The 11770-nt window shown below is 67.9% G+C and carries 9 protein-coding genes; 8 read left to right on the top strand and 1 reads right to left on the bottom strand.

Annotated features, from left to right (window positions below; genetic code table 11):
- The 5 genes from ACLP4W_RS19480 to rplL all read left to right on the top strand — a co-directional run.
- The coding region (locus ACLP4W_RS19480) for an NEW3 domain-containing protein (protein ID WP_442388712.1) at positions 1-1386 on the top strand (1386 nt) is incomplete at its 5' end.
- Complete coding sequence (locus ACLP4W_RS19475; protein ID WP_442388710.1) at positions 1383-2000, top strand: DUF7158 domain-containing protein; 618 nt, start codon at positions 1383-1385, stop codon at positions 1998-2000. The genes ACLP4W_RS19480 and ACLP4W_RS19475, both read left to right, overlap by 4 nt.
- Positions 2001-2005: 5 nt before the next feature.
- Positions 2006-2914, top strand: coding sequence for an ROK family protein (locus tag ACLP4W_RS19470; protein WP_442388708.1), 909 nt, complete (start codon positions 2006-2008; stop codon positions 2912-2914).
- Positions 2915-3163: 249 nt separating this feature from the next.
- Complete coding sequence (gene rplJ, locus ACLP4W_RS19465; protein WP_442388706.1) at positions 3164-3817, top strand: 50S ribosomal protein L10; 654 nt, start codon at positions 3164-3166, stop codon at positions 3815-3817.
- Positions 3818-3847: 30 nt separating this feature from the next.
- Entirely contained in the window at positions 3848-4240 is a 393-nt protein-coding gene (gene rplL, locus ACLP4W_RS19460; protein ID WP_071509438.1) for a 50S ribosomal protein L7/L12, read from the top strand.
- A 59-nt stretch (positions 4241-4299) separates the two neighbouring features.
- Here the strand turns inward: rplL and ACLP4W_RS19455 are convergent, their stop codons facing one another.
- A complete protein-coding gene (locus ACLP4W_RS19455) occupies positions 4300-5046 on the bottom strand; it encodes a TetR/AcrR family transcriptional regulator (RefSeq protein ID WP_442388704.1) in 747 nt (248 codons plus the stop codon).
- Between the two features lie 71 nt (positions 5047-5117).
- Here ACLP4W_RS19455 and ACLP4W_RS19450 point away from each other — a divergent pair, with 71 nt between their 5' ends.
- The 3 genes from ACLP4W_RS19450 to rpoB all read left to right on the top strand — a co-directional run bounded on the left by ACLP4W_RS19450 (position 5118) and on the right by rpoB (position 11744).
- Positions 5118-6617, top strand: coding sequence for a carotenoid oxygenase family protein (locus tag ACLP4W_RS19450; protein WP_442388718.1), 1500 nt, complete (start codon positions 5118-5120; stop codon positions 6615-6617).
- A 143-nt stretch (positions 6618-6760) separates the two neighbouring features.
- The gene (locus ACLP4W_RS19445; protein ID WP_442388702.1) at positions 6761-7771 is read left to right on the top strand and encodes an ABC transporter ATP-binding protein; all 1011 of its coding nucleotides are present in this window, start codon (positions 6761-6763) and stop codon (positions 7769-7771) included.
- Positions 7772-8222: 451 nt separating this feature from the next.
- Positions 8223-11744 (top strand): DNA-directed RNA polymerase subunit beta, encoded by a 3522-nt coding sequence (gene rpoB / locus ACLP4W_RS19440; protein WP_442388700.1) that lies wholly within the window; start codon positions 8223-8225, stop codon positions 11742-11744.
- Positions 11745-11770: the final 26 nt, after the last annotated feature.

The raw sequence follows: 11770 nt of genomic DNA, 5'->3' as shown, positions 1-11770 counted from the left end.
TTCGAGGCCCGCACAGTCGCGCTGCTCAACCGCGGGGTGCCAAGCTTCGCCGTCGACCCCGAGGGCACGCTGCACACCGCGCTGATGCGGTCCTGCACCGGCTGGCCGTCCGGTATCTGGACCGACGAGCCGCGCCGCACCGCACCCGACGGCTCGAACTTCCAACTACAGCACTGGACACACGATTTCGACTACGCACTGGCCTTCGGTGACGGCGACTGGCGGCATGCCGAGATCCCGGCCCGCAGCGCGCAGTTCTCGCACCCGCTGCTCGCCGTCCTGCCCAACCAGAGACGCGGCAAGCTGCCGCCGGTCGGATCGCTGCTGCACGTCGACCCCGCCGACTCGGTACAGCTGGCGGCCCTCAAGGCGGCCGGCAACCCGCTGGCGGCCGGCAGCGCCCAGCCGGTCGACCCGAGCGCGGTGGCCCTGCGGTTGGTGGAGACGACCGGGTTACAGATCGGCGGAGCCACCCGGGTTGCCATCGGCTCGGAGCTGGGCAAGGTGCGCGCGCTCCAGCTCGCCGACCTGCTGGAAAAGCCACAGCAGCGCAAAAAGTCGGTCGACCTGCACGGCTATCAGGTGGCCACCGTGCTGGCCCGGCTCGAAATGCCCAGCGCGCTAACGGGTTTCGCCGAGCTGGCCCCGCAAGCCGAGGCCGCTCAGCCGCTCTACGCGCGCTATTGGCTGCACAACCGCGGACCCGCGCCACTCGGGGGATTGCCCGCCGTCGCTCACCTGCATCCCCAGCGGGCGACCGGCAAGCCGGGCGGGGAGGTGGTGTTGCGGCTTACCGCGGCCAGCGACTGCAGCGACTCCGCGCTGGACGGCGAGGTGACGGTGGTGTGTCCGGACGGCTGGTCGGCCACGCCCGTCGAGTTGCCGTTCATTCTGTGCAGCGGCGATCACCGGGACGCCGAGGTGGTTGTGTCGATCCCGGCTCGCGCTCAACCCGGGCTTTACCCGGTCCGCGCCCAGCTCCGCATAACCGGGGATGCGGTCCCGGCGGCCTGGCGCCAGGTGGTCGAGGACGTGTGCGTCGTCGAGGTCGGCGCGCGGCACGAGGAGGATCTGGTCTACCTCGCCGAAGGACCGGCCGACGTCGAGCTCGCGTCCGGTGAGGCGGCCCGGCTGACCGTCACGGTCGGCACCCATGCCCGGGCCGATTTGGCACTGGAGGCGCATCTGATCAGCCCTTGGGGCACGTGGGAGTGGATCGGCCCCGCCGCGCTGGGCGCTGTCCTGCCCGCCCGCGGCACGGCCGAGCTCGGCTTCGACCTAACCCCGCCGGCGTGGCTGGACCCCGGCCAGTGGTGGGCCCTGGTCCGGGTGGGCTGCGCGGGCCGGCTGCTCTACTCGCCGGCGGTAAAGGTGACCGTGACATGAGTGCCCACCTGGTGGCGACGGTTGCCGGCACCCCGGTAGCCGTCGACGAGCTCGACGCGGCCGAGGCGCGGTTGCGCAACGGTCCGGGCGCGTCCGCGCTGCCGGCAAGCGGCACCAGCGAGGGACGGCAACTGCGGCGGTGGCTCACCCAACTGATCGTGACGCAGCGAGTGGTCGCCGCCGAGGCGACCGCGCGCGGCCTGACCGCGCGCGGCGCGCCGACCGAGGCCGACCTGCTGCCCGACGTGACGGCGCGGCTGGAGATCGGCAGCGTGGCCGCGGCCGCGCTGGCGGATCCGCGCGCGCGGGCGCTGTTCGCCGATGTCACCGCCGCGGTCGGAGTCAGCGACGAGGAGGTGGCCGACTACCACGCGCGCAACCCGCTTCGGTTCGCCGCACCGCACCCGGGCCGGCACGGCTGGCGGGCCCCCTCGCTCGTCGGCCCGCCGCTGGGACAGGTGCGTTCGGCGGTCGTCGATCATCTGCGGGGCGCCGCGCGACGACGTGCCTTCCGGGTGTGGCTGGACGCGCGCCGCGCCGAGTTGGTCCAGCTCGCTGCGGGCTATGAGCATCCCGGCGACCCGCGCCAACCCGACAACACCCACCGGCATTGATCGCCATGCTCACCCTCTGCCTGGACATCGGCGGCACCAAGATCGCCGCCGGCCTGGTCGATCCCGACGGGACGCTGGTGCACACCGCCACCCGACCCACCCCGGCCGGCGCCGGCGCCGAGGAGGTCTGGGCCGTGGTCGCGGCGATCATCGCCGACGCGTTGCGCGCCGCCAACGGCGCGGTCGCTGCGGTGGGCATCGCCGCGGCCGGCCCCATCGACCTGCACAGCGGAAGCGTCAGCCCGATCAATATCAGGTCCTGGCACCGCTTCCCGCTGCGAGACAGGGTCGCGGGGGCGGTGCCGGGTGTGCCCGTCCGGCTGGGCGGCGACGGCGTGTGCATGGCGCTGGGTGAGCACTGGCGCGGCGCCGGCCGAGGCGCGCGCTTCCTGCTCGGCATGGTCGTGTCCACCGGCGTGGGCGGCGGATTGGTGCTCGACGGCATCCCCTACACCGGGCGGACCGGCAACGCCGGTCACGTCGGTCACGTGGTGGTCGAGCTGGACGGCCGGCCGTGTACCTGCGGTGGCCGCGGCTGCGTCGAGACCGTGGCGTCCGGCCCGTCGATGGTGCGCTGGGCGCGGGCCAACGGCTGGTCCCCGTCGCCCGGCGCCGCGGCAAGGGACCTGTCCGCCGCCGCGGCGGCCGGGGATCCGGTACCGGTGCGCGCGTTCCACAGGGGCGCCACCGCGCTCGCGGCGATGATCGCCTCGGTGGGTGCGGTGTGCGACCTGGACCTCGTCGTCATCGGGGGAGGGGTCGCAAAATCCGGGCACCTGCTGTTCGACCCGTTGCGCACGGCGTTGGCCGACTACGCCGGGCTGGACTTTCTGGCCGGCCTGCGTGTGGTGCCGGCCGAGCTCGGTGGTGAGGCCGGTCTGGTCGGCGCGGCCAGGCTCGCCGGAGACCACTAAGGCGACAGCCGTTTTGGCTGACGGCGGGGGTCACGCTATCCTGGTTCCCGATCCACCGAAGACCGTCGGTCACCGAGCAATCGGTTGAAGGTCCGGGACATCCCGGCGGCCCACGCAGGAGGACGAGGCATGACCGCCGGCGTGCGCCGGCGCATCTTCACGCCCCGGCCGCTTCCTGCGCCGGGGCGTTCGTCGTTCCCCGGTGATCACCGACGACAAGTCGAATGACTTTCACCTGAGGAGGTATGCATGGCCAGGGCTGACAAGGCCACCGCCGTTGCAGACATCGCAGAGCAGTTCAAGGACTCGACCGCGACCTTGATCACCGAATACCGCGGCCTGACGGTGGCCAACCTTGCCGAGCTGCGCCGGTCCCTGTCGGGGTCGGCCACCTACTCGGTGGCCAAGAACACGCTCATCAAGCGCGCGGCCTCGGAAGCCGGGATCGAGGGTCTCGACGAGCTATTCGCCGGGCCGACCGCCATCGCGTTCGTCACCGGTGAACCGGTTGACGCCGCCAAGGCCATCAAGACCTTCGCCAAGGAAAACAAGGCGCTGGTCATCAAGGGTGGCTACATGGACGGCCACCCGCTGTCCGTCGCCGACGTCGAGCGCATCGCCGATCTGGAGTCCCGCGAGGTGTTGCTGGCCAAACTGGCCGGCGCGATGAAGGGCAACCTCGCCAAGGCGGCCGGGCTGTTCAGCGCTCCGGCCTCGCAGATCGCCCGGCTCGCCGCGGCACTGCAGGAAAAGAAGGCCTTAGAGCCAACTTCGGCACCAACCCCTGCGCCAACCCCCGCACCCGCCACAGAAACCTCAGCAGCACCCGCCGAAACTCCGGCCCCTGAACCAGCTTCGGAAGCACCCACGGAAACTTCTGCGACACCGGCCGAAGCCGAGTAACCCAACCCCAAACCAGGAAGGACCCACACCATGGCAAAGATGTCTACCGACGACCTGCTCGACGCGTTCAAGGAAATGACCCTGTTGGAGCTCTCGGACTTCGTCAAGAAGTTCGAGGAGACCTTCGAGGTCACCGCGGCCGCTCCGGTCGCCGTCGCCGCTGCCGGACCGGCCGCCGGTGGCGCGCCCGCCGAGGCCGCCGAGGAGCAGTCCGAGTTCGACGTGATCCTCGAGGCCGCCGGCGACAAGAAGATCGGCGTCATCAAGGTGGTCCGCGAGATCGTCTCCGGCCTGGGCCTCAAGGAGGCCAAGGACCTGGTCGACGGCGCACCCAAGCCGCTGCTGGAGAAGGTCGCCAAGGAGGCCGCCGAGGAGGCCAAGGGCAAGCTCGAGGCCGCCGGCGCCACCGTCACCGTCAAGTAGTCGATTCGCGAAACCCCCGGGACCGCCTCATGTCCGGCAGGTTCCGGGGTTTCGTGTGCTCAGCCGGCGCGCATCGCCGACCGCTGCGAACGCGTCACCCGCTCGGGTGAATCTCCCAGAGCGACAAGCAGGTTCGAGGTCATCGAACCCAGCACCGGTGCGACGGCCGCGCCGTCGTCGCCGTAATACCCGGCCAGTTCGAGCATCACGAACCCGTGTATCAGCGCCCAGAACTGGGCCGCCGTGGCCACTATTGCTGCGTCTGTTGCAGCATCGAAGGCCGCCTGATCATCCGGGTCATCCGCTCCATCCGCGCTGATCCGTCCCGCCAGCATGCACCGGTGCACCCCACGCACCACGTGCGCGAAGCTGGGGTAGCGCTGTTCGATCTCGGCGACCGTGAGCGTCAGGACGTTGTGCGCGGGTGCGTTGATGCCGTGCGCGCTGGTGCTGCCGAACATCAGTCGATACATGTGCGGGCGCTCTATCGCGTAGCGCCGGTAGGCCGCACCGATCGCGAACAAGTCGGCGACCGGGTCGGCGGTCTGCGGCACCGTCAGCGCGGCGTCGAACTGCCGCAAGCCCTCCTCGGCGACTTCGGCGATCAGCGCTTGCATGCCGCCGAAATGGGTGTAGACCGCCATCGTCGAGGTCCCCGCGGCGCCGGCCACCTTGCGGGTCTGCAGTGCGTCTGGCCCGTGCTCGTCGAGCAACCCGACGGCGGCGTGCAGCATCTCATCACGGACACCGCGAACACTGCGAACACTGCGAACACTGCCTTGAGTCTCCGAAGTCATTCTTGCCATCGTCTCATTGGGGGCGTAGCTTACCAATAACAGCGAAATAACAATGTTATAGGAGCTCAGCCGTGACGTCCATGCAAACCACCCAATCCCGGAACCCCTATCTGGACGGCTTCCTGGCGCCGGTGGGCGCCGAAGTCACCGCGACCGACCTGGAGGTCACCGGGCACCTCCCGGAGCACCTCGACGGACGCTATCTGCGCAACGGACCCAACCCGGCCGAACAGGTCGACCCGGCCACCTATCACTGGTTCAGCGGCGACGGCATGGTGCATGGGGTCGCGTTGCGCGACGGGAAGGCCCGCTGGTACCGGAACCGCTGGGTGCGCAGCCTGTCGGTGTGCGACACCCTCGGCGAGAAGGCGCCTGCCCGGATGAACCCGGCGGCGGGCATGCTGTCCCTGGGTGCCAACACCAACGCGTTGACCCACGCCGGGCGAACCCTGGCACTGGTCGAGGGCGGTGTCGCCAGCTACGAGCTGACCGAGGAGCTGGACACCGTCGGGACCTGCGACTTCGACGGCACCCTGGCCGGCGGCTACACCGCTCATCCGCACCGTGATCCGCGCACCGGCGAACTGCACGCCATGTCTTACTCGTTCGCCCGCGGGCGCACCGTGCAGTACTCGGTGATCGACACGCGCGGACGCGCCCGCCGCACGGTCGACATCGAGGTGTCGGGTTCGCCGATGATGCACGACTTCTCGCTGACCGACAAATATGTGGTGATCTACGACCTGCCGGTGACGTTCGACCCAGTGCAGGTGCTGCCGGCGAAAGCGCCGCGCTGGCTGGGGGTACCGGCCCGGCTGGCGCTGCAGTCGCTGATCGGGCGCGTCCGGGTACCGAGCCCGGTCAGCGCGATGATGAACCGCAACCCGAAGCACTCCTACCGGATGCCGTATGCCTGGAACCCCGACTACCCCGCGCGCGTCGGGGTCATGCCCCGCGAGGGCGGCAATCAGGACATCCGCTGGTTCGACATCGAACCCTGTTACGTCTACCACCCGCTCAACGCCTACTCGGAAATGCGGGACGGGGCCGAGGTTTTGGTGCTCGACGTGGTGCGCTACTCGCGGATGTTCGACCGCGACCGGCGCGGCCCCGGCGAGACCCTGCCCACGCTGGACCGCTGGACCATCAACCTCGCGACCGGTGCGGTGACCACCGAATGCCGCGACGATCGGTCGCAGGAATTTCCGCGGATCAACGAGACCCGGCTGGGCGGGCGGCACCGGTTCGGCTACACCGTCGGCATCGAGGGCGGGTTCGCCGGCGGATCGCAGATGTCGACATCGCTCTACAAGCAGGACTACGCGACCGGATCTGCCGTGGTGGCCGCCCTCGATCCCGACCTGCTGATCGGCGAGATGTGTTTTGTGCCGAACCCCGCCCGCGGACCGAAGGAAAATGCCGAAGACGACGGCCTCCTCATGGGATACGGCTATCACCGCGGCCGTGACGAAGGCCGGTTGCTGCTGCTGGATGCCCAGACCCTCGAGTCCATGGCCACCGTGTACCTGCCGCAGCGGATACCGATGGGGTTCCACGGCAACTGGGCGCCGGCCGGCTAGTGGCGCGGGCCGATCTCAGGTCGGCCAATTTTTGATCGGCGGTGCTATGCAACCGTGATGCCCGGCCCCAGGCGTGCGCTACAGTGACTCATGCCACAGATCAGGGCAGGTGGCGGGCACGAGCGTCGACGGAAGGATTCCCCATGGGCATCGCTATCGAGGTGAGGGGACTGACGAAGTCCTTCGGACCCTCGAGGATCTGGGAAGACGTGTCGTTGGACGTCCCCGCGGGCGAGGTCAGCGTGTTGCTCGGGCCGTCGGGTACCGGCAAATCGGTGTTCCTCAAGTCCCTCATCGGTCTGCTGCGACCGGAACGCGGCTCGATCCTCATCGACGGCACCGACATCATCGAATGCTCGGCCAAGGAGCTCTACGAGATCCGCACGTTGTTCGGCGTGATGTTCCAGGACGGCGCGCTGTTCGGTTCGATGAACCTCTACGACAACACCGCGTTCCCGCTGCGGGAGCACACCAAGAAGAAGGAAGGCGAAATCCGTGACATCGTCATGGAGAAGCTGACCATGGTCGGTCTTGGTGGGGACGAGAAGAAGTTCCCCGGCGAGATTTCCGGCGGTATGCGCAAGCGCGCTGGCCTGGCCCGCTCGTTGGTGCTCGACCCGCAGATCATCCTGTGCGACGAGCCCGACTCGGGTCTGGACCCGGTCCGCACCGCCTACCTGAGCCAGCTGATCCTCGACATCAACGCCCAGATCGACGCGACCATCCTGATCGTGACGCACAACATCAACATCGCCCGCACCGTGCCGGACAACATGGGCATGCTGTTCCGCCGCAAGCTGGTCATGTTCGGCCCGCGCGAGGTGCTGCTGACCAGCGACGAGCCGGTGGTGCGGCAGTTCCTCAACGGCCGCCGGATCGGCCCGATCGGCATGTCCGAGGAAAAGGACGAGGCCACCATGGCCGAAGAGCAGGCCCTGCTCGACGCTGGTCACCGTGACGGTGGTGTCGACGAGATCGAGGGCGTGCCGCCGCAGATCGTCGCGACGCCGGGCATGCCGGAGCGCAAAGCGGTGGCTCGCCGTCAGGCCCGGGTGCGTGAGATGTTGCACACCTTGCCGAAGAACGCCCAGGTGGCGATCCTCGATGACCTCGAGGGCACCCACAAGTACCATGGGCACGAGTTCGGCAATTAGCCGCCAGACGCCGACCCGCCCGCTAAGCACGGCCCGCGGGGTGGGGCTTCTTTGCGCACCCAAGAAGCCATGACCCGAGGTTTTTTGCGATAACTCGGTGCAACTTGCCGCCCCGCCCTCTTGACGACGGGGCCTAAACGGGTCAGTCTGTTGGGCAGCATGTGCCCACGGGAAAGTCGAGATGCCAGCCAGCGCCGCTATCCCCTGCATGGGTAGTTGAGGAATGCGCCGTCCTGCGCTATTGTTGGACGTTGCGCTGGCTACCTCCTGCCCACCTCACCCGCCACTTGACACCGTGGTCTTAGCCTGAGCCCCCTTTTTGGCTCAGCTGCTTAGTCGCGTGCGTGAGATCCGGACAGATCGTTCGCCGGCCTAACCGACAACATACTGCGGCGAACGGGCCGGTGGCCCCGGTTATCGTGAGTCGCACGAGGTGCTGGAAGGATGCATCTTGGCAGGTTCACGCCAGAGCAAGACGGATCGCCCACAAAGTTCCTCCAATAACTCCGTGCCCGGAGCGCCCAACCGAGTTTCTTTCGCCAAGCTCCGCGAACCGCTGGAGGTTCCGGGGCTTCTTGACGTGCAGACCGACTCGTTTGAGTGGCTGATCGGCTCGCCGCACTGGCGCGAGGCCGCTGCCGCCAGGGGCGAGGGTATAGGGGGGGCCAACCCGGTGGGTGGCCTCGAAGAAGTGCTCTACGAGCTGTCGCCGATCGAGGACTTCTCCGGGTCGATGTCGCTGTCGTTCTCCGATCCCCGTTTTGACGAGGTCAAGGCGCCGGTCGACGAGTGCAAAGACAAGGACATGACGTACGCGGCGCCGCTGTTCGTCACGGCCGAGTTCATCAACAACAACACCGGCGAGATCAAGAGCCAGACGGTGTTCATGGGCGACTTCCCGATGATGACCGAGAAGGGCACCTTCATCATCAACGGGACCGAGCGCGTCGTCGTCAGCCAGTTGGTGCGCTCACCCGGTGTGTACTTCGACGAGACCATCGACAAGTCCACCGAGAAGACGCTGCATAGCGTCAAGGTGATTCCAAGCCGGGGCGCCTGGCTGGAGTTCGACGTCGACAAGCGCGACACCGTCGGTGTGCGCATCGACCGCAAGCGGCGGCAGCCGGTCACCGTGCTGCTGAAGGCGCTCGGCTGGACCGCCGAGCGGATCCAGGAGCGGTTCGGTTTCTCCGAGATCATGATGTCGACGCTGGAGAAGGACAACACCGCCGGCACCGACGAGGCGCTGCTGGACATCTACCGCAAGCTGCGTCCGGGCGAGCCGCCGACCAAGGAGTCCGCGCAGACCCTGCTGGAGAACCTGTTCTTCAAGGAGAAGCGCTACGACCTGGCCCGGGTTGGTCGCTACAAGGTCAACAAGAAGCTCGGCCTGAACGCCAAGGACTCGGCGAACCCGATCACTACGACGACGCTGACCGAAGAGGACGTCGTCGCCACCATCGAATACCTCGTTCGCCTGCACGAGGGGCAGTCCACGATGACTGTTCCCGGCGGCGTCGAGGTGCCGGTGGAGACCGACGACATCGACCATTTCGGCAACCGCCGGCTGCGTACCGTCGGCGAGCTGATCCAGAACCAGATCCGGGTCGGCATGTCCAGGATGGAGCGCGTTGTCCGGGAGCGGATGACCACCCAGGACGTCGAGGCGATCACGCCGCAGACGCTGATCAACATCCGGCCGGTCGTCGCCGCGATCAAGGAGTTCTTCGGCACCAGCCAGCTCTCCCAGTTCATGGACCAGAACAACCCGCTGTCGGGCCTCACCCACAAGCGCCGGCTTTCGGCGCTGGGGCCGGGCGGTCTGTCGCGTGAGCGCGCCGGGCTGGAGGTCCGCGACGTGCACCCGTCCCACTACGGCCGGATGTGCCCGATCGAGACCCCGGAGGGCCCGAACATCGGCCTGATCGGCTCGCTGTCGGTGTACGCGCGCGTCAACCCGTTCGGGTTCATCGAGACGCCGTACCGCAAGGTGGTCGACGGTGTGGTCGGCGACGAGATCGTCTACCTGACCGCCGACGAGGAGGACCGTCACGTGGTGGCGCAGGCCAACTCGCCGATCGACGGCGCCGGCCGCTTCCTCGAGCCGCGCGTTCTGGTCCGCCGCAAGGCGGGCGAGGTCGAGTACGTGCCTTCGTCCGAGGTGGACTACATGGACGTCTCGCCGCGCCAGATGGTGTCGGTGGCCACGGCCATGATCCCGTTCCTCGAGCACGACGACGCCAACCGCGCCCTGATGGGTGCCAACATGCAGCGCCAGGCGGTTCCGCTGGTGCGCAGCGAGGCACCGCTGGTGGGCACCGGCATGGAGTTGCGCGCGGCGATCGACGCCGGCGACGTCGTCGTCGCCGAGAAGTCCGGGGTGATCGAGGAGGTCTCCGCCGACTACATCACCGTGATGGCCGACGACGGCACCCGGCACACCTACCGGATGCGCAAGTTCGCCCGCTCCAACCATGGCACCTGTGCCAACCAGTCGCCGATCGTGGATACGGGTGACCGGGTCGAGGGCGGCCAGGTCATCGCCGACGGTCCGTGCACCGAAAACGGCGAGATGGCGCTGGGCAAGAACCTGCTGGTGGCGGTCATGCCGTGGGAAGGCCACAACTACGAGGACGCGATCATCCTCTCCAACCGCCTGGTCGAAGAGGACGTGCTCACCTCGATCCACATCGAGGAGCACGAGATCGATGCCCGCGACACCAAGCTGGGCGCCGAGGAGATCACCCGGGACATCCCGAATGTCTCCGACGAGGTGCTCGCCGACCTGGACGAACGCGGCATCGTGCGGATCGGTGCCGAGGTTCGTGACGGCGACATCCTGGTCGGCAAGGTCACCCCGAAGGGTGAGACCGAGCTGACGCCGGAGGAGCGCCTGCTGCGGGCGATCTTCGGTGAGAAGGCCCGCGAGGTCCGCGACACCTCCCTGAAGGTGCCGCACGGCGAGTCCGGCAAGGTCATCGGCATCCGGGTGTTCTCCCGCGAGGACGACGACGAGCTGCCGGCCGGCGTCAACGAGCTGGTCCGCGTCTACGTGGCCCAGAAGCGCAAGATCTCCGACGGCGACAAGCTGGCCGGCCGGCACGGCAACAAGGGCGTGATCGGCAAGATCCTGCCCGTCGAGGACATGCCGTTCCTCCCGGACGGCACCCCGGTGGACATCATCCTGAACACCCACGGTGTGCCGCGACGGATGAACATCGGGCAGATCCTGGAGACCCATCTCGGCTGGGTGGCCAAGTCCGGGTGGAAGGTCGACACCGGCAAGGGAGTTCCGGACTGGGCTGCCAACCTGCCCGAGGACCTGCTGCACGCGGAGCCCGACGCCATCGTGTCGACACCGGTGTTCGACGGTGCCCAGGAGGCCGAGTTGCAGGGCCTGCTGTCCTGCACGCTGCCCAACCGGGACGACGAGGTGATGGTGGACGGCGACGGCAAGGCGGTGCTGTTCGATGGCCGCAGCGGTGAGCCGTTCCCCTACCCGGTAACCGTTGGCTACATGTACATCATGAAGCTGCACCACCTGGTGGACGACAAGATCCACGCCCGCTCCACCGGCCCGTACTCGATGATCACCCAGCAACCGCTGGGCGGTAAGGCGCAATTCGGTGGCCAGCGGTTCGGTGAGATGGAGTGCTGGGCCATGCAGGCCTACGGTGCCGCGTACACGCTGCAGGAGCTGTTGACCATCAAGTCCGACGACACGGTCGGCCGGGTCAAGGTCTACGAGGCGATCGTCAAGGGCGAGAACATCCCGGAGCCGGGCATCCCCGAGTCGTTCAAGGTGCTGCTCAAGGAGCTGCAGTCGCTGTGTCTCAACGTCGAGGTGCTGTCGTCCGACGGTGCGGCGATCGAGCTGCGCGAAGGCGAGGACGAGGACCTCGAACGGGCCGCAGCCAACTTGGGAATCAACTTGTCCCGCAACGAATCCGCGTCTGTTGAGGACCTGGCTTAACCAACTTAGTAATTAATCCCGCAAGG

Source organism: Mycobacterium sp. (assembly GCF_052145595.1).
In the GTDB taxonomy this organism is placed as follows: domain Bacteria; phylum Actinomycetota; class Actinomycetes; order Mycobacteriales; family Mycobacteriaceae; genus Mycobacterium.
The sequence above is the reverse complement of the archived record's forward strand: the minus strand, read 5'-3'. Positions and strand labels throughout refer to the sequence as shown.